This window comes from Streptomyces sp. 6N223 (assembly GCF_052246635.1).
Lineage (GTDB): Bacteria > Actinomycetota > Actinomycetes > Streptomycetales > Streptomycetaceae > Streptomyces.
The window spans coordinates 35,965-53,716 of record NZ_JBQQCA010000039.1; the positions used below are offsets into that span (position 1 = coordinate 35,965).

Below are 17,752 nucleotides of genomic sequence, written 5' to 3' on the forward strand. Positions count from 1 at the left end.
AGGGCGCGTTTGTGTGAGTTACCTGGGAGCCGAAGTCGCGGATTCCCAGGCTTCTTTCAGGTTCCGTCCGGGCTGCTTGCGGTTACGCCTGGCACACCTGTTGTCATGACTGGCACCCCTGCCCCAGCGACACCGCCGGACCTGACCGGTGCGACCAAGACCGCCACGGTCGACGTCGTGATCCCGGTGTACAACGAGGAACGCACGCTGCGCGGCTGCGTGGACGTCCTGAAGTCCTACTTGGACGAACAGCTGCCGTTCGAGTGGACCATCACCATCGTCGACAACGCCAGCACCGACGCCACCCTGGCGATCGCCGACGAGCTGGCCTCAACGACGGACCAGGTCCGTGTGCTGCATCTCGACGAGAAGGGCCGTGGCCGGGCCCTGCGCACCGCGTGGCAATGGAGCGACGCCGACGTGGTGGCCTATATGGACGTCGACCTGTCGACCGGCCTCGACGCGTTGCTGCCCCTGGTGGCTCCGCTGGTCAACGGCCACTCGGACGTCTCGATCGGCTCGCGGCTTGCCCCGAGCGCGAGGACCGTACGCGGCCCGAAGCGTGAGCTGATCTCCCGGGGTTACAACGCGCTCATCCGGCTCAGCCACGGCGCGAAGTTCTCCGACGCCCAGTGCGGCTTCAAGGCCGCGCGCACGGACGTGATCCGCCCGCTGCTCGGCCACATCAAGGACGACAACTGGTTCTTCGACACCGAACTGCTGCTGTTGGCCGAGCACAATGGACTGCGGGTGCACGAGGTGCCGGTCGACTGGGTCGAGGACATCGACACCCGGGTCAGTATCGGATCGACCGCGCTCGAGGACATTCGGGGTCTGATCCGTGTGGCGAGGGCGAAAGCCGCCGGCACGGCAAGAGTCGCCGACCTGCCACGGCGTCCGGAACCCCAAGCGGCCCACCCGGACGCGGTGTTGTCGCGACGGGACCCGGGTCTGGTCTGGCAACTGCTGTCGTTCGGCGCGATCGGCCTCGTGTCCACCGCGGTCACCCTGCTGCTCTACGCACTCTTGCGGCCGGCGATGCACCCGTTGGCAGCCAACCTGCTGGCGCTCGTGGTCACCACGATATTCAACACCGAGGCCAACCGGCGGTTCACGTTCCTCGGCCCCCGTGGCTCGTCCGGCAGAGCGCACCTGCAAGGACTCATCGTCTTCGGCCTCTACTACGCGTTCACATCGACCGCGCTGCTCATCCTGCACTCGGCGGTGGCCGAACCCTCGCGTCTCCTGGAGCTGTTCGTGCTGCTCGGCGCGTCCGTGCTCGGCACGGCCGGCCGGTTCGTCCTGCTGCGTGGCTGGGTCTTCAAACAAGAAAAGGGAAACGTATGACCGCCGCCGATACCGGCCAAGCGCAACTGACGGAGCAGGCAGTGCCCGTCGAACCTCCTCAGCAACGTCCCCCACACTGGCCGCGGTACGCGCTCATCGCGATCCTCGCGCTGGGGACGGTGCTGTACGCCTGGGTGTTGTGGAGCGGAAGCTGGGGCAACACGTACTACACGGCCGCGGTCAAGTCGATGTCGTTGAACTTCACGAACTTCCTGTTCGGTTCGTTCGACCCGGCCGGTGTGGTCACGGTGGACAAGCCGCCGTTGGCGTTGTGGCCGCAGGTGGTCTCGGTGTGGATCTTCGGCTTCCACAGCTGGTCCGTGCTGCTGCCGCAGGTGGTCGAAGGCGTGGCGGCGATCTTCCTGCTGCACCGGACGGTCCGGATGTGGGCGGGGGAGAAGGCCGCGCTGATCGCGGCGTTGGTCTTCGCGCTCACGCCGATCACCGTGGCGATCACCCGCACGAACAACACCGACACCATGCTCGTCCTCACGCTCGTCGCGGCGGCCTACGCCTTCACCCGCGCGGTGAAGGCGCTGCAACCAGGCAAGAGGACGAAGTGGCTGCTGTTCGCGGCGTTCCTGATCGGTTGCGGCTTCCTGGCGAAGATGGCGGCCGCGTACGTCGTCGTTCCTGTCTTTTTCGCCGCGTACCTGGCCGCCGGCTTGGCGCCTTGGCGTCGTCAGGTGCTCGACCTGGCCGGTGCGGCCGTGGTGCTGTTGGCGAGTTCACTGTGGTGGGTCGCGGCGGTCGACCTGTGGCCGGGCAAGAAGCCGTACATCGGCGGCAGCACCGACGGCACGGCCCTGGATCTGGTGCTGGGCTACAACGGGCTCGGCCGCGTGTTCGGCGGTGAGGGAACGGGCAACGGCGGGGCGGCGACCGGTACGCCCCCGCCGGGCGGAGGTGGCCCCGGTGGGCCTGGTGGCCCCGGTGGCCCCGGTGGCCCCGGTGGCCCCGGTGGCACGAGTTTCGGCGGCGAGTCCGGTCCCGGCCGGATGTTCAACGAGGCGGTCGGCGGGCAGATCAGCTGGCTGCTGCCGTTGGCTCTGATCGCGCTGGCGGTGGCGGCGGTGCTCGGCTTCCGGCGGTGGCGCCGGTCGGCCCCGGCGGACACCGCCCACCGCGCGGGCTGGGTGCTGTGGGGCGGCTGGCTCGTGGTGTTCGCCCTGGTGTTCAGCTACCAGAAGGGTGTCTTCCACCCGTACTACACCATCGTCATGGCACCCGCGATCGGAGCACTCATCGGTGCGGGCACGGTGTGGGCGTTCCAGAAGTACCGAGAGCCGGAGGGACGGGGCTGGCTCGTGCTGCCCGCCTGCGTCGCAGTGGCCGCGGTGTGGGCGTGGGTGCTCATCTCCCGGGACACCTCGTGGCACGGTTGGCTGCGGTACGCGGTGTTGATCGTCGCAGTGGTCGCGATCCTGATCCTGGCACTGCGCACGGTCCCGAGGGTGGGGCTCGTGCTCGGGCTCGGCGCGGTGCTGCTGGCACCTGCCGTGTGGTCGGCTGCCGGTGCGGTCTCCACCACAGCCATCGAGAGCCTGCCGGCCGCGGGGCCGGTGGACGACGAGATGCCTGATGGCTGGGACAGCGGGGAACTCAACGCTGACCAGCGCAAGATCCTGGACTACGTCACGTCGCATTCGTCCGGAGCCGAGATCACGCTGGCGGTCGAGGGCGGCTCCCAGTCCGCGAAGACGTACATCGTCGCCACCGACGAGACCGTCGTCGGAATGGGTGGGTTCGACGGCCGGGACCCGGCGCCCTCGACGGCCCAGCTGTCCGCGTGGGTGCGTGAGGGCAAGCTGCGGTTCGTGCTCACCGGCGGCGGGATGGCGGACGGCGAAAGGATCATCGAGCGGTCCACGTGGGTCGAGCAGAACTGCAAGCCCGTACTCACCGCGGGCGAGGGCGCAACGCTGCACGAGTGCACGGATGCGTGAATCACAGCGTTCTCAGATAGTTCCCAGGTAGTTCCCAGGTTCGTCGTCGATGCTGGTCACGTGGACCAGCATCGACGTGGCGAGGCGACCGTCCTCGTAGTGGAAGACGAACCGAACATCCTGGAGCTGTTGTCGGCAGCGCTCCGGCTCAGCGGGTTCACCGTGCACGCGGCGAACTGCGGAGCCGAAGCGCTGGCCACGGCCCGGCGCGTCCCGCCGGACATCGTCATTCTGGACGTGATGCTGCCCGACACCGACGGCTTCAGCCTCGCCCGCGTCCTCCGCACGGTGCACAACCGGCTGCCGGTGCTCTTCCTGACCGCGCGGAGCGCCGTGGCAGACCGGATCGCGGGCCTGACAGCCGGTGGCGACGACTACGTGACCAAGCCGTTCAGCCTGGAGGAAGTGGTGCTGCGGCTGTGGGCGATCCTCCGGCGCACGGGCAGCGGCACCGACATCCCGCAGGACGACGGCACCCTCCGGTACGCCGATCTCGTGCTCGACGAGGACGCCCACGAGGTCCACCGGGGCGGTCGGCTGGTCCGGCTGTCGCCCACGGAGTTCAACCTGTTGCGGTACCTGATGGTCAACGCCGAGCGGGTGGTCAGCAAACCGCAGATCCTCGACCGGGTGTGGAGCTATGAATTCGGTGGGGACGGCCGGATCGTCGAGTCGTACATCAGCTATCTGCGCCGCAAGATCGACTCGGTGGAACCACCGCTGATCCACACCATCCGGGGCATCGGCTACTCACTGCGGCTGCCCAGGGAAGAACGATGAGCAAGAACCGGTGGCGCAGACCGTGGACCCTACGGACGCGCCTGGTCATGGCGCTGCTCGTGCTGGCCACCCTCGGCCTGGGCACCATCGGGGCCGCCAGCGTCGTGCTGATCCGCGAGTCGATGATCGACCGGATGGACGAGCAGCTGAGAGACCTTGTGCACCGAGTGGACGGCCGCCCGGGAAAGCTGGAGCCGTCGCCGGATGACCCTTGGCGCAACTCCCACGGCCTGCCCACGGAATTCGCGCTCCAGGTGCTCTACAACAACGGGACGCCGCAGCTGTCCGCCCCGGCCGGCGCGGTGGGGCCGGAACTGCCGGTGATCAACTCGACCAACGTCGACCAGTACCTTCGGCGCCCGTTCATGGTCGCCGACAGGCAGGGCGGCGCCGACTGGCGCGTCATGGTGTCGCAGAAGACGATGCCCGACGGGCCGCGGATCATCGTGGCCGCGCAGTCGACGGAGACCACCGAGGCGACCGTGACACAGCTGATCTGGATCGAGGTCGGGGTCGGGATCGCTCTGCTGCTCACCCTCGGCGGGGTCGGGTTCCTGCTGGTCCTGCTCGGGCTGCGGCCCTTGACCAAGATCGAGAAGACCGCGGAGGACATCGCCGGCGGCCACCTCGATCTGCGGGTCGCGTCGGATACACATACCGAGGTCGGTCGGCTCGGTGGCGCGCTGAACACCATGGTCGGCAGGCTTTCCTCCGCGCTGCGCCAACGAGAGCGGTCCGAGGCGCGGCTGCGCAGGTTCGTAGCGGACGCCTCGCACGAACTGTGCACCCCGCTGACGTCGATCCGTGGCTTCGCCGAACTGAACCGCTGCGGCGGCGCGCCGGACCGGGCCGATGTGGACCGGCTGATGGGCCGGATCGAGGACGAGGCGATCCGGATGGGCCGGCTGGTGGACGACATGCTGCTGCTGGCCCGCCTTGACCAGGAACGCGCCCTTGACCTGGCCGAACTCGACATCCGCACGCTCGTCGACGACGCCGTGCACGACGCCAGGGTCCGCGACCCCCAGCGGCCGCTGGTCCTGGAAAGCGCCGAAAAACCGATCCGGGTCACCGTGGACGAACACCGGATGCGCCAGGTGATCACGAACCTCGTCAGCAACGCCATGGCCCACACCCCGCCCCGCACACCCGTGCACATCCGCGTAGGCATGCCGGTCCAACGGCCAGAACCTCCCGTAGCCGTGGCGGGCAGTCGGGAATCGCGCGGCCGCGTCGTGCTGGAAGTGATCGACGAAGGGCCTGGCGTGCCGCTGGAGGCCGCGCCGAACATCTTCGACCGGTTCTACCGGGTCGACGAGGCCCGCTCCCGCACCCGCGGCGGCACCGGACTCGGCCTGGCCATCACCGCCGCGATCCTGGAGGCCCACGGCGGCCGCGTCGAACTCAGGACGGCGGCCGACGAAGGCGCTCGCTTCGCCGTGCTGCTTCCCTAGCATGCATACGCCGCTACGGCTGTGCCCGAACCAGTCCCGCGTCGTACGCGATGATCACGGCCTGGACGCGGTCCCTGGCTCCGATCTTGGCGAGGACCCGGCCGACGTGCTTCTTCACCGTGGATTCGGTGAGGACGAGCCGTTCGGCGATCTCCGTGTTGTTCCAGCCCCGGCCGATGGCGATGAGCACTTCCCTCTCGCGGCCGCTGAGGGTGGCGAGGCGGGGGTCCTCGGTGGCAGGAGTGGTGGTCGGGGTGAGGACCTGGTGGGCGTAGGCGTCCAGCAGGCGCCGGGTCAGGCTGGGTGCCACGACGGCGTCGCCGGTGGCGACCGCGTGGATGCCGGCGACGATCTCTTCGGGGCGGGCGTCCTTGAGCAGGAAGCCGCTGGCTCCGGCACGTAGTCCGTCGTGGGCGTATTCGTCGAGGTCGAAGGTGGTCACGATGAGGATGCGGGTCCGGCCTCCGGCGGCGGTGATCCGGCGGGTTGCCTCCAGCCCGTCCATACCGGGCATGCGAATGTCCATCAGGACGACGTCGGGGCGCAGTTCGGCTGCCATGCGGACGGCCTCCGCGCCGTGTTCGGCCTCGCCGACGCAGGTCAGGCCGGGGGTGCCCTCGATGAGCATGCGGAAGCCCATGCGCTGCAAGGGCTGGTCGTCCGCGATCAGCACAGTGGTCATGGCAGCGGTTCTTCTCCTGGTGCCGGCGGGGCGGGCGTGTCGGATGCGTGGAGTACGACGTCGACGATCCAGCCGGGCCGGTCGTCGCGCGGGCCGATGGTGGCGATGCCGCCGTACAGGGCGGCCCGCTGGCGGATGCCGACCAGGCCGTGCCCGGGATCGTCGGGCTGCTGCCCCGGCACGCGTACCTCTGGTGGGGTTCCGGTGTCGGCGATCCGGACGCGGACCTGCCCGGCGTCCGCGGTCACGGCGACCTCGGCGGTGGAGCCGGCACCGGCGTGCTTGAGGGTATTGGTCAGGGCCTCCTGGACGATGCGGTAGACGGTCAGCTGCACACTGCTACCGAGCGTGTCGAGGTCGCCTACGGTCCGATAGGTGACGTCCAGTCCCGCGGTGCGGACCCGGGAGAGGAGGGCGTCCAGATCGCGGATGCCGGGCTGCGGACTGAGCGGCCGTTCGCCGTGCTGCTTCTCGTGCAGGACGCCGAGGACGCGCCGTAGTTCGCTCATGGCCTGACGGCCGGTGTCGCCGAGGATGCGCAGGGACTGTTCGGACTGCTCGCCTCTGTTGGCGGCGAGGGTGGCGGCGCCGTCGGCGACACTGATCATGACGGAGAGATTGTGGCCGACGATGTCGTGCATCTCACGGGCGACCCGGGAGCGTTCGGCGGCGACGGTGAGCTGTTCGCGCTGGTCGCGTTCGATCTCCAGGCGTCGGGCGCGGTCTTCCAGCGCGCTCAGATACATCTGGCGGGTGCGCAGCGTCAGCCCGACGGCGGCGGCAGCGGTGACCGTCGCCAGCTGGAACAACAGGCTCTGCAGCCAGCCTTCATCCGGCAGGATGACGAGGACCGGAACCATGACCTGCGCGATGGCCACGGCGGCGGCCCAGCCCACCAGCCGTAGGGAACCGTAGCGGGCCATTGTGTACAGGGCGATGAGTGCGGCGAGGTCGGCCGCCACCTGCAGGCCCAGCGCCCCCTGGACGAGGGTGACCAGGGCGATCACGAAATACACGAGGGCCGGGGCGCGGCGGCGCCACCACAGCGGCACGATGAGCGCGGCGGACACCACGTACGAGACGGCGGCCGGCAGGTGGTCGCGGCCTTCGGTGTTCCCGAAGGGGCCGTCGCCAGAGCCGCCGGAGAGCAGGTCGGTCAGGCCGATCGCCGCGACGATCAGCACCACCGCGGTGTCGAGCAGCCAGGGATGCCGCTGGCCCAGCTGCTGCACGCGGCGCTGGCGGCGCAGCAGCCAGTCCAGCAGGGGATGTCCCCAGCCGGTCTCGGGCCCAGGGGACGGCGAGGGCGCCGCCCCCTGGGCCCGGTCGGCGGCGCCGGCCGCGCGGTGCGGACTCATGGGCCCGATTGTCTCCACTTCCCTGCTCAGGCGTCGGTCCGCTTCAGCCGGATGGCCGCCGCGGCGAGTGCGAGGGCCACCCAGCCGGCGAAGACCGTGAACCCGGCACCGGGCGAGAGGGAGTCGGCCGACCGGTGCAGGGAGAACATGGCCTCTCCGGCCGTGCTCGGGAAGTACGGGTGGAGCGTGTCGGCCAGCGACTTGGGCAGCAGCGAGGCCAGGTTGGGCAGGATCAGCAGGATGCCGAGCAGGGAGGCGATGCCCCCGGCAGCCGAGCGCAGCAGCGCGCCCAGCGCCACGCCGAACACTGCCACGAGAGCCATGTAGACCCCGACACCGAGCAGGCTGCGCAGCACACCGTCGTCCCCCAGCGACAGGGCGATCTTCTCGCCGTCCAGGCCGATCGCGCCCAGCTGGAACGCCACCAGCGCGCCGATCGTGGTGAGGACCAGCACCACCGGCGCCACCACGGCGCTCTTGGAGAACAGCACCGGCAGCCGCCTGGGGACCGCGGCGAGCGTGGAGCGGATCATGCCCGTGCTGTACTCGCCCGCGAACAGCAGCACTCCGAGCGACCCCACGATCAGCGACACGAACGGCGAGCCCGTCAAGGCCAGGCTGACCGCGTCGGTGGCGCCTTCGGACAGGGACGGACCGGAGTCCGCTCCCGCGGCGGGGCTGTACATGAAGGCAGCGATAGCCCCGAAGACGAACAGCACGACCACGGAGGCGGCCAGGATGATCCAACTGGAGCGCAACGACCAGAGCTTGGCCCATTCCGAGCGCAGTACCCCGCGGGTCGTCACCCTGCGCACCGACGTCGCGGAGGCAGGAGCCACGGAAAGCGAGGAGGTAGTCATCATGCCGCCTCTCGGTCGGTGTGAGCGTTGTCGGCGGGTGCGCTGTGGTACTCCACGGCGTCGCGGGTGAGGTCCATGAAGGCCGTCTCCAGGGAGGCGGACTGCGGAGTCAGCTCATACAGCGGCACCCCGTGCGAGAAGGCGATCATTCCGATCTCCCGAGCGGTGCGCCCGGAGACCACCAGTTCCACGGAGGAATCGGAGGTGATCACCACATCCGGGCCTGCGATGAGCGGGCGCAGCCGCTCCGCCTGGTCGGTGACGACCTTCACGCCACCCCCGTCGGCCGTCTGTGTGAAGTCGTCCAGCGTGGTGTCCGCGAGCAGTCGTCCGCGGCCGACGATGATCAGGTGGTCGGCGATCAGCGCCATCTCGCTCATCAGGTGCGAGGAGAGCATGACCGCCCGGCCCTCGTCGGCAAGTCCGCGAAGGAGGTTGCGCACCCACAGCACGCCCTCCGGATCCAGGCCGTTGACCGGCTCGTCCAACATGATGATCTCCGGATCGCCGAGGAGCGCAGCGGCGATACCGAGCCGCTGCCCCATGCCGAGCGAGAAGGCACCCACCCGCTTGCCGGCCACACTGGTCAGCCCGGCCAGCTCGATCACCTCGTCCACCCGGCGGCGCGCAATACCGTGCGTGTGCGCCAACGCCATCAGATGGCCACGCGCGCTGCGCCCGGGGTGGACGGACTTGGCGTCAAGCAGAGTTCCGATCTCGTGCAGCGGCGCCGGGTGCTCCGCGTAGGCGCGGCCATTGACGGTGACGGAGCCCGCGGTAGGGGCGTCCAGACCGACGATCATGCGCATGGTCGTCGACTTGCCCGCGCCGTTGGGGCCGAGGAACCCGGTCACCTCACCAGGCTTGACGGCGAAGCTCAGCCGGTCCACGACCCTCTTGTCGCCGTACCGCTTGGTCAGCTCTCGCGCTTCGATCACCGAGGTCACCCTTTCTCGCTTCGATACCGGCCACGGAAGGGTCGTGACCTCTGCTTTCGAAGCTATGGGCGGGAAAGACGGAATCGCTGGGACCGCGGGCGACTCTTCGAGGGGTGACTGGTACTGCGGTACCAGTGGACCTCCGCCGACAGGAGGACGACGTTCGTCATCAACGGTCAACGGTCAGAAGGCGCTTCGTATCCATGCGGGTCCGGGTGAGGCCAGTGCCGACCCTGACCTGCTACATCACCCAATGTGATCTGGTGCCCCAGGCAGGATTCGAACCTGCGACACCCGCTTTAGGAGAGCGGTGCTCTATCCCCTGAGCTACTGAGGCCTCGCGCACAGCATAGCGGTGTCCGGCGGTGCCCCACCGAGGCGTATCAGTCGCGGGGGGCCACCGGCGGCATGTTGTACGGGGTCACGATCTGGATCGGCGAGGGAAGGGCCGGGGCCGGGAGGGCGGGGAGGGCGTGGTGGGTGCGGAGGATGGTGTGGCAGGCGCGGCGCATGTCCTCGTGCAGGTCGTGGTGGAGGACGGCGGAGAGGCGGCGCTCGTGGAGGAGGCGGGTGTTGTCGTGGTCGAGGTCGTGGGCGATGAAGACGGCGCAGTCGCGGCCCAGCGTGGCGAAGGCGTCGAGGGTGGCGATGTTGCCGCCGCCGATGGAGTAGACGGCGCGGATGTCGGGGTGGCGGGTCAGGGCGTCGAGGACGAGGTCGCGTTGGGTGGCGTCGAGGCCGTCGCTCTCGGTGGTCTCGACGACGGGGCGGGGCGGGTGGGCGGCGCGCAGGGCGGCGCGGAAGCCCATCTCGCGCTCCTCCTCGTTGCGGAAGAAGCCGCGGCTGACGGTGGTGAGCACCCTGCCGGGGCGGTCGCCGAGCCACTGGGTGATCAGGTAGGCGGCGGTGGTGCCGGCGGCGCGGTTGTCGATGCCGACGTAGGCGAGGCGTCCGCTGGCGGGGAGGTCGGTCGCGAGGGTCACGACGGGGATGCCGGCGGCGGCCAGGCGGGCGACGGCGGCGGTGATCTCGGGGAGGTCGGGGGCCTTGAGGATGACGCCCTGGGAGCCGCCCCGGGCGATGCGGTCGAGGGTGGCGATCAGCTCGTCGACCGGGCCGGTCTCGCGCAGGTGGAAGCGGGCTCGGATGACGGCGGGCTGGAGGGAGGGCAGCTCGGCCTCCAGGGCGGTGCGGACGGCGGTGGTGAAGCGTTCGGGCGCCTGCATCACGAGGTCGATCATGAAGGTGCGGCCGTTCAGCCGGACCTGGTCGCGCTGGCGGTGCAGGTCGGTGATGGCCTGGTGCACCTCGCGGGTGGTGCTCTCGCGTACGCCGCCGCGGTTGTTGAGCACGCGGTCGACGGTGGCCTCGCTGAGCCCGGCCTGGCGGGCGATCTCCTTGATGGGGTAGGGGTGGGGCACGCCGCTTCCTGAGGGGTTTTTGATGGGTGGATGGTGGTTGATTGATGGTACGTGGCTGTCAAGAATCGAGGGGAGCACCCGTAGTGGCAAGTCCCGGGAGAAGCGAGAGCAGCGAGAGAAGCGAGAGCGCGACGATGTCCCCCACCCGGCTGTCCGAGGACGACTGCGTTCTCGACGACCTCCGTGCCCTGGTCGAGACGGCGACCGATCCCGGCGACTACCCGGGCGCCGCCGGCGTGGAGCGGAACGTCCTGGTCTACGACGGCGGCCGGCTGCCGGGGGCCGACGAGCTGGTGCGGGCGCTGGCCGAGGGGCCCGGCATCGTCGTCGTGCGGGGGGCGTTCCCGGACGAGTCGGTGGTGGACCGGGTCACCGCGGCGTTCGAGGCGCTGATCGCCGAGCAGCGGCGGGCGGGCGCGCGGGCCGGCGACCACTTCGGCGTGCCGGGCGCCAACGACCGGGTGTGGAACGCCCTGGAGAAGCTGGCGTCGCGCGATCCCGAGGCGTTCTCGGACTACTACGCCAACGAGACGCTCGCGCTCGTCTCGGCCGCCTGGCTCGGGCCGGGGTACCAGGTCACCTCGCAGGTGAACGTGGTCAATCCGGGCGGGGCGGCGCAGAGCGCGCACCGGGATTATCACCTGGGGTTTATGGCGAACGAGACCGCGGCCAAGTACCCCGCGCACGTGCATCGGCTGTCGCGGGTGCTGACGCTGCAGGGGGCGGTGGCGCACTGCGACATGCCCGTGGAGTCGGGCCCGACGATGTATCTGCCGCACTCGCAGAAGTACGAGCCGGGATATCTGGCGTGGCGGCTGCCGGCGTTCCGGGCGTACTTCGAGCGGAACCACGTGCAGCTGCCGTTGGGGAAGGGGGATGCGGTGTTCTTCAATCCGGCCGTTTTTCACGCCGCCGGGGCGAATCGGTCGGCGGGGATACGGCGCATGGCGAATCTGCTGCAGGTGTCGTCCGCCTTCGGGCGGGCGATGGAGACGGTGGACCGGGAGGCCGTGGTGAACGCCGTCTACCCGGTGCTCGCGCGGCGCAAGGCCGAGGGCGTGAGCAGGGAGTGGCTGGCGGCCGTGATCGCCGCGTCCGCCGAGGGGTACCCGTTTCCGACCAACCTCGACCGCGACCCGCCGGTCGATGGGCTGGCGCCGCCGTCGCAGGCCGAGTTGACCGGGCGGGCGCTGGAGGAGGGGTGGGCGGCGGGGGCGTTGCGGGAGGCGTTGAGGGACGCGGCCATCAGGAAGGAGACAGGTGATGGGGCGACAGCTGCTTGAGCGGAGGGTGGTGCTGGTCAACGGCGGGAGTCAGGGGCTGGGCGCGGCCATAGCGCGGGCCGCCGCCCGGGAGGGCGCGATCGTCGCCGTGACCGGGCGGCGGCCGGGGCCGGGCGAGGCGCTGGCGGCTGAGCTGGCCGAGGCGGGCTCAGACGCGTCGTTCCTCCGGGCCGATCTGGCCGACGCCGCGCAGGCGAAGGGCGCCGTGCGGCGCGTGGTGGCCGCGCACGGGCGGATCGACTGCCTGGTGAACTCCGCCGGGCTCACCGCGCGCGGCTCGCTGCTGGACACCACCCCGGAGCTGTTCGACGCGCACGTCGGGGTCAATCTGAAGGGGCCGTTCTTCGCGATGCAGGCGGCCGTCGAGGACATGACAGCGCGGAAGGCCCCGGGCGCGATCGTCAACATCATCTCCATCGCCGCCCACGGCGGGCAGCCCTTCCTGGCGCCCTACGTCGCCGCCAAGGCGGGCCTGATCGGGCTGACGCGCAACGCCGCCCACGCCCACCGCTTCGACCGGATCCGCGTCAACGGCCTGAACATCGGCTGGACCGACACCGAGGGCGAGGACGCCACCCAGCGCGCGTTCCACGGCGCGGGCGACGACTGGCGGGAGGCGGCGGGCCGCGGGCTGCCCATGGGCAGGCTGGGGCAGCCGGACGAGATCGCGGACTTCGTCGTCTTTCTGCTCTCGGACCGCTCGGGCGTCGTCACCGGCTCGGTCATCGACTGGGACCAGAACGTCATCGGCGGCATGGACTGAGCAGCAGGACTGAGCACCACAAGCAAGGAGCGACATCATCATGCGCATCGGGATCATGGGGCTGGGGCGGATCGGGGCGTTCCACGCCGAGACCCTGGCCGGGCTGGCGGGGGTCGAGTCCCTGGTCGTCACCGATCCGGTCGCGGACGCGGCGCGGGCCGTCGTCGGGCGGTCCGGCGGGAAGGCCGAGGCGGCGGACTCGCCGGAGGCGGTGCTGGCCGCCGGCGTGGACGGCGTCGTCATCGCCGCCGCCACCGACGCCCACCCGGGGCTGATCCTCGCGGCGGTCCGGGCGGGCGTTCCCGTCTTCTGCGAGAAGCCCGTCGCCGGCTCCATGAAGGAGGGCGTGGAGGTGCTGAACGCCGTGAGGGACGGCGGCGTGGAGATCCAGATCGGGTACAACCGCCGCTTCGACGCCGGGTTCGCCGCGGCCCGCGCGGCCGTGGCGGGCGGCGAGCTGGGGCCGCTGCACACCGTGCGGTCCACCACCCTGGACCCGGCCCCGCCGCCGCCCGCCTACGTCGCGGCCTCCGGCGGCATCTTCCGCGACTGCTCGGTCCACGACTTCGACATCATCCGCTGGGTCACCGGCCGCGAGGTCGCCGAGGTGTACGCCACGGGCGGCAACCGGGGGGCGGCGTATATCGCCGAGGCCGGGGACGCGGACACCACGGCCGCGGTCCTCACGCTCGACGACCAGACCCTGGCCGTCGTCTCCAACAGCCGCCACAACGCCCGCGGCTACGACGTGCGCATGGAGCTGCACGGCTTCGCCGACAGCATCGCCGTCGGACTGGAGGACCGGCTGCCGCTGCGCTCGGTCGAGCCCGGCGCCGCCTTCCCCGCGGGCACGCCGCACGACTTCTTCATGGACCGCTTCGCCGCCGCGTACCGGGCGGAGCTGGCGGCGTTCACGGAGGTCGTCGCGGGCGAACGCCCCTCCCCGTGCACCGTCGCGGACGCGCTGGAGGCGGGGTGGATCGCGGAGGCGTGCACGCTGTCGCTGCGCGAGCGGCGGCCGGTGCGGGTGGCGGAGGTGCGGACGGCGGCGTGAACGCGGCGTGAGCGAGGCGGACGCCGGCCCACACCACCCGGTGGGTGGGCCGGCGTCCGCGCGGCGTCAGCGTCAGCGCCCGGTGAAGTGGGGCGGGCGCTTCTCCAGGAAGGCGCTCATCCCCTCCTTCTGGTCCTCGGTGGCGAAGAGCGCGTGGAAGACGCGGCGTTCGTAGCGGGTGCCCTCGGCCAGGCCCACCTCCAGGGCGTGGTCGACGGTCTCGCGGGCCGCCATCGCGGCCTGCTTTCCGTAGCCGGCGATGGTCCGGGCGACGGCGGTGGCCTCCTCCATCAGCCGGCCGGCAGGGACGACGCGGGACACCAGGCCGGAGCGTTCGGCCTCCTCGGCGTCCATGGTGCGGCCGGTGAGGATGAGGTCCATGGCCTTGGCCTTGCCGACCAGGCGGGTCAGGCGCTGGGTGCCGCCGATGCCCGGGATCACCCCGAGCGTGATCTCCGGCTGCCCGAAGACGGCGGTGTCGGCGGCGATGACGAGGTCGCACATCATGGCGAGCTCGCAGCCACCGCCCAGGGCGTAGCCGGAGACGGCGGCGACCTTCGGGGTGCGCAGCGCGGTGAACGCCTCCCAGCCGGCGAAGTAGTCCTCGTCGAACATCTCGCCGGCCGTCTTGGCGGCCATCTCGCGGATGTCGGCGCCAGCGGCGAAGACGCGTTCGGAGCCGGTGAGGAGGAAGCAGCCCACGCCGGGGTCCCGGTCGAGGGGCTGGAGGGTGGTGACCAGTTCGGTCATCAGCTCGCTGCTGAGGGCGTTGAGCACCTCGGGGCGGTGGAGGCGGACGGTGACGACCCGTTCCTCGCGCTCCACCTTGATGTGGTTGAGCGTGTCGATCATGAAAGAGGCCCTTTCGAGTGGCGCGGCCGGCGGTTCAGGAGTCCCAGATGGCGCCGTAGGCGGGGATGCCCCGGCGTTCCAGGCCGTGGACGACGCGCCAGGTGGTCTTCTTGTTGGAGATGCAGATGACGGCCTCGGCCCCGAAGTCCCGGTAGGCGGCGTACGCCAGGGAGACGAGGTCGGGCTTGCCGTGCTCGGTGGTGTCCCAGATGAGCCCGTCGGGCTGGACGGCGCGGATCTCCTCGACCAGTGACTCGCCGTACGTGCGCCGCGGGTCGCGGGTGGCCCAGACGAGGCGGGAGGGCACCTGGCATGCGAGCAGGTGCGGCAGGCACGGTCCGATGCCGCTGCCGGTGGCGACGTAGATCACCTTGGTGAACAGCGTCTCGATGTTGGCGACGCCCGCGGTGGTGATGCCCTTCACCCACACCCGCGCGGGCTGGTCGTCGATGAACGAGGCGGTCCAGTCTCCGGCCCGGGAGATGGTCAGGCGGAAGCCGGACCGCCCGGGGCTGGGGACGTTGGCGAAGGAGTGCCACTCCTTCAGCGGGCTCCTGCTGATCGTGGTCGACGAGCCGGCGAAGGGCGTGACGCCGTGGTCGAAGCGGGCCAGCACCACGTGGGAGGAGGGGCGTTCGATCGCGACGTCCACCTTGCGCAGCCGCAGCCAGGGCAGCGCGACGCTGAACGTCACCACCGCGAGCACCCACGTCTCCGGGGCCGACCAGAGCCCTTCACCCCGGTCGCGGAGAACCAGCACGGTCTGCGCCCAGAACAGCAGCAGCACGCTCCAGCCGCCGAAGCGGTGGGCCCGCTCGAAGAAGTCGTGGTGGCGGGCGCGCAGCGGCGGCAGGGCGGTGACGATCATGGTGACGAGCAACGCCCCGAGGAGGCAGGAGACGGCGAGCACATCGCCCGGCGCGCCGCCGGTGGCCAGCACCGGGAGCAGGCCGAGGAACCACGCGGCGCCGGCGGTCGCGCCGCCGACGTGCAGGCCGCCGAAGTGATAGACCTTCGCCAGGGTCCAGCGCACGCGCAGCGGCCAGGTGGTGGGCGCTCGGGTGGCCAGCCAGAACAGCGCGTTGATGACGTACTGCTGGCGGACGACGACCGCGAGGGTGAGGTTGGCGAGCGCGGCGTAGGAGACGGATCGCGCCGCCATCCCGTCGCCGTCGGACAGGCCGTGCCAGAGGGCGGCGAGGTTGACCGCCCAGACCAGCGCGATGAGGCGGTTGTAGTGCATGAGGAGGGGGTGCTTGAACGCCCGGCGGAGCGGGCCGGTGGGGGGCGGCAGCTCCGGCAGCTCCGACGAAGCGGGCGGCGCGGGGGGCGCCGCCGAGGTGGCGGTCAGGGGCGCGGTCACGACGTGGCCTCCCCCACCAGCTCGGAGGCGCGCGGCGCGCGCTCGTTCAGCTCGGACGCCAGGTGGCGCAGGGCCGCCTTGTCGATCTTGCCCCGGCTGGTGAGGGGCAGGGCGTCGAGGGCGTGCACGGCGGCCGGGACACAGTAGTAGGGCAGGGCCGCGGCGACGGCGGCGCGCGCCGCCTCGCCGGCGAGGTAGCCGGGCGCGACGAAGGAGACGAGGGTCTGGTCGTCGAGCTTGACGGTGGCGGCGCGGGCGCAGCCGGGCAGGGAGGACTCCAGGACCGCGGAGACCGCGTCCAGCTCCACGCGGAAGCCGCGGATCTTGACCTGGTCGTCGGTCCTGCCCAGGTGCTCCAGTTCGCCGTCGGGCGTCCAGCGTCCGAGGTCCCGGGTGCGGAACATGACGTGTCCGGGGCCCAGGAACGGATCGGGGGCGTAGCGCTCGGCGTTGAGCTCCGGGTTGCCGAGGTAGCCGGCCGAGACGCCCGCGCCGCCGGCCCACATCTCGCCCGTCTCGCCGATGGGGCAGGGCCGCCCGCGCTCGTCGAGGACGTAGACGGTGTTGTTGGGCGTGGGCCGTCCGATGGTCAGGCGGGCGGCCGACGGGGTGTGGAGCTGCATGGTGTTGACGATGGTGGTCTCGGTCGGGCCGCAGCCGTTGTAGAACGCGCGGCCGTGGGCCCAGGCGTCGGCGAGCGGGCGGGGGCACGGCTCTCCGGCGACGGCCACCGTCCGCACGCCCGGGCAGGCCGCGGGATCGAGGGTGCTGAGGATCGTCGGCGTGGCGATGACGACGTGCGAGGCGCGCACCGCCTCGGCGATGTCGCGGCCCCGGATGACGAGGGCGGCGCCGTGGCTGAGCGCCCCCAGGATCTCCCAGGCGGCCATGTCGAAGGCGATGTTGAGAATCTGGGCGACGCGGTCGCCGGGGCGGATACCGAGGTCTCCCGGCTCGGTGAGGAGGAGGTTGCAGACGTTGGCGTGGGTGACGGCGACGCCGTTGGGTGTGCCGGTGGTGCCGGAGGTGAACAGCACGTAGCAGTCCTCGCCCGGCGGCACGGTGGCGAGGCGGCGCTCGCCCGCATCGCGGCCCTCGCGCGCGTCGCGGCCCTCGCCCGCGTCGCGTCCGTCCGTCGCGGTGTCGACGGACAGGACGGTGACCCCTTCGGCGCCCGGGACGCGGTCGGCGTGGGCAGACTCGGTGAGCACCACGCGCGCCCGCGAGGTGGCGAGGACGTGCCGCAGCTGCGCGGCGGGGGTGGTGCCCACGTCCTGCGGCACGTACGCCGCTCCCGCCTTGAGGGCGGCCAGCAGCCCGATCAGCATCGGGATCGAGCGGCGGGTGAACAGCGCGACCCGGTCGCCGGGACGCACGCCGAGCCGGGCGAGGCGGGCCGCCAGGCGTTCGGCCCGCCGGTCGAGCTCACCGTAGGTGATGGTCCGGCCGAGGTGTTCGGCGGCGAGGGCGGACGGCCGCGCGGCGGCGTGCCGTTCGAAGGCGTGGTGGATGTGCGTGTCGAGCACCGGCCGGACCGGGCCCGTTCCGAAGATCCGGAAGAGGCGGCGGTCGTGCCGGCTGAGATGGCGCAGGAGGGGATGCCCCTCGGCCACCCCGGGTGGAGTGATGTCACGTGTGACGTGCGGCATGG

At 71.1% G+C, this 17,752-nt stretch carries 15 protein-coding genes and 1 tRNA gene; 7 read left to right on the plus strand and 9 right to left on the minus strand.

The features are described from left to right. Nucleotides 1–105 precede the first annotated feature (105 nt). From ACTWQH_RS22505 to ACTWQH_RS22520, 4 genes are all read left to right on the plus strand, one after another. On the plus strand, nt 106–1,347 hold the full coding sequence (locus tag ACTWQH_RS22505) for a glycosyltransferase (protein ID WP_443288497.1): 1,242 nt from the start codon (nt 106–108) through the stop codon (nt 1,345–1,347). A gap of 41 nt (nt 1,348–1,388) precedes the next feature. Then, nucleotides 1,389–3,293, plus strand: coding sequence for an ArnT family glycosyltransferase (locus tag ACTWQH_RS22510; RefSeq protein ID WP_443288498.1), 1,905 nt, complete (start codon nt 1,389–1,391; stop codon nt 3,291–3,293). Nucleotides 3,294–3,353: 60 nt separating this feature from the next. Beyond that, nucleotides 3,354–4,073, plus strand: coding sequence for a response regulator transcription factor (locus tag ACTWQH_RS22515; RefSeq protein WP_443288499.1), 720 nt, complete (start codon nt 3,354–3,356; stop codon nt 4,071–4,073). Nucleotides 4,074–4,177: 104 nt separating this feature from the next. Further along, on the plus strand, nt 4,178–5,527 hold the full coding sequence (locus ACTWQH_RS22520) for a sensor histidine kinase (protein ID WP_443288500.1): 1,350 nt from the start codon (nt 4,178–4,180) through the stop codon (nt 5,525–5,527). A gap of 13 nt (nt 5,528–5,540) precedes the next feature. On the opposite strand, the gene ACTWQH_RS22525 is transcribed toward ACTWQH_RS22520, so the two are convergent. The 6 genes from ACTWQH_RS22525 to ACTWQH_RS22550 form a co-directional block, all read right to left on the minus strand. Further along, entirely contained in the window at nt 5,541–6,209 is a 669-nt protein-coding gene (locus tag ACTWQH_RS22525; RefSeq protein ID WP_443288501.1) for a response regulator, read from the minus strand. Beyond that, complete coding sequence (locus ACTWQH_RS22530) at nt 6,206–7,567, minus strand: sensor histidine kinase (RefSeq protein ID WP_443288502.1); 1,362 nt, start codon at nt 7,565–7,567, stop codon at nt 6,206–6,208. The genes ACTWQH_RS22525 and ACTWQH_RS22530 overlap by 4 nt, the downstream gene beginning before the upstream one ends. A 26-nt stretch (nt 7,568–7,593) precedes the next feature. Further along, a complete protein-coding gene (locus tag ACTWQH_RS22535; protein ID WP_443288503.1) occupies nt 7,594–8,427 on the minus strand; it encodes an ABC transporter permease in 834 nt (277 codons plus the stop codon). Next, nucleotides 8,427–9,365 carry an ABC transporter ATP-binding protein gene (locus tag ACTWQH_RS22540; RefSeq protein WP_443288504.1) on the minus strand — a complete coding sequence of 313 codons (939 nt, stop codon included), beginning with the start codon at nt 9,363–9,365 and terminating at the stop codon, nt 8,427–8,429. The genes ACTWQH_RS22535 and ACTWQH_RS22540 overlap by 1 nt, the downstream gene beginning before the upstream one ends. 261 nt (nt 9,366–9,626) lie before the next feature. Continuing rightward, nucleotides 9,627–9,702, minus strand: a tRNA-Arg gene (locus ACTWQH_RS22545). Nucleotides 9,703–9,748: 46 nt separating this feature from the next. Then, nucleotides 9,749–10,786, minus strand: a complete 1,038-nt coding sequence (locus ACTWQH_RS22550) for a LacI family DNA-binding transcriptional regulator (protein WP_443288506.1) — start codon at nt 10,784–10,786, stop codon at nt 9,749–9,751. Between the two features lie 134 nt (nt 10,787–10,920). On the opposite strand from ACTWQH_RS22550, the gene ACTWQH_RS22555 reads away from it, so the two are divergent. Genes ACTWQH_RS22555 through ACTWQH_RS22565 form a run of 3 tightly spaced genes read left to right on the plus strand, consistent with a single transcriptional unit; the run spans nt 10,921 to nt 13,886 of the window. Continuing rightward, nucleotides 10,921–12,069, plus strand: coding sequence for a phytanoyl-CoA dioxygenase family protein (locus ACTWQH_RS22555; RefSeq protein WP_443288507.1), 1,149 nt, complete (start codon nt 10,921–10,923; stop codon nt 12,067–12,069). After that, nucleotides 12,050–12,832 carry an SDR family oxidoreductase gene (locus ACTWQH_RS22560; RefSeq protein WP_443288508.1) on the plus strand — a complete coding sequence of 261 codons (783 nt, stop codon included), beginning with the start codon at nt 12,050–12,052 and terminating at the stop codon, nt 12,830–12,832. The genes ACTWQH_RS22555 and ACTWQH_RS22560 overlap by 20 nt, the downstream gene beginning before the upstream one ends. 40 nt (nt 12,833–12,872) lie before the next feature. After that, on the plus strand, nt 12,873–13,886 hold the full coding sequence (locus tag ACTWQH_RS22565; protein ID WP_443288509.1) for a Gfo/Idh/MocA family protein: 1,014 nt from the start codon (nt 12,873–12,875) through the stop codon (nt 13,884–13,886). Between the two features lie 72 nt (nt 13,887–13,958). Here the strand turns inward: ACTWQH_RS22565 and ACTWQH_RS22570 are convergent, their stop codons facing one another. Genes ACTWQH_RS22570 through ACTWQH_RS22580 form a run of 3 tightly spaced genes read right to left on the minus strand, consistent with a single transcriptional unit; the run spans nt 13,959 to nt 17,750 of the window. Continuing rightward, nucleotides 13,959–14,738, minus strand: coding sequence for an enoyl-CoA hydratase-related protein (locus ACTWQH_RS22570; protein ID WP_443288510.1), 780 nt, complete (start codon nt 14,736–14,738; stop codon nt 13,959–13,961). 34 nt (nt 14,739–14,772) lie between these two features. Then, on the minus strand, nt 14,773–16,101 hold the full coding sequence (locus tag ACTWQH_RS22575; RefSeq protein ID WP_443288511.1) for a hypothetical protein: 1,329 nt from the start codon (nt 16,099–16,101) through the stop codon (nt 14,773–14,775). Then, nucleotides 16,098–17,750 (minus strand): amino acid adenylation domain-containing protein, encoded by a 1,653-nt coding sequence (locus ACTWQH_RS22580; protein ID WP_443288512.1) that lies wholly within the window; start codon nt 17,748–17,750, stop codon nt 16,098–16,100. The genes ACTWQH_RS22575 and ACTWQH_RS22580 overlap by 4 nt, the downstream gene beginning before the upstream one ends. Nucleotides 17,751–17,752: the final 2 nt, after the last annotated feature.

Excerpts from the sequence above, each read along its gene's own strand:
- ACTWQH_RS22505 (WP_443288497.1), top strand. The coding sequence starts at position 106 with ATGACTGGCACCCCTGCCCCAGCGACACCGCCGGACCTGACCGGTGCG.
- ACTWQH_RS22525 (WP_443288501.1), bottom strand. The coding sequence starts at position 6,209 with ATGACCACTGTGCTGATCGCGGACGACCAGCCCTTGCAGCGCATGGGC.
- ACTWQH_RS22530 (WP_443288502.1), bottom strand. The coding sequence starts at position 7,567 with ATGAGTCCGCACCGCGCGGCCGGCGCCGCCGACCGGGCCCAGGGGGCG.
- ACTWQH_RS22535 (WP_443288503.1), bottom strand. The coding sequence starts at position 8,427 with ATGACTACCTCCTCGCTTTCCGTGGCTCCTGCCTCCGCGACGTCGGTG.
- ACTWQH_RS22555 (WP_443288507.1), top strand. The coding sequence starts at position 10,921 with ATGTCCCCCACCCGGCTGTCCGAGGACGACTGCGTTCTCGACGACCTC.
- ACTWQH_RS22560 (WP_443288508.1), top strand. The coding sequence starts at position 12,050 with ATGGGGCGACAGCTGCTTGAGCGGAGGGTGGTGCTGGTCAACGGCGGG.
- ACTWQH_RS22565 (WP_443288509.1), top strand. The coding sequence starts at position 12,873 with ATGCGCATCGGGATCATGGGGCTGGGGCGGATCGGGGCGTTCCACGCC.
- ACTWQH_RS22570 (WP_443288510.1), bottom strand. The coding sequence starts at position 14,738 with ATGATCGACACGCTCAACCACATCAAGGTGGAGCGCGAGGAACGGGTC.
- ACTWQH_RS22580 (WP_443288512.1), bottom strand. The coding sequence starts at position 17,750 with ATGCCGCACGTCACACGTGACATCACTCCACCCGGGGTGGCCGAGGGG.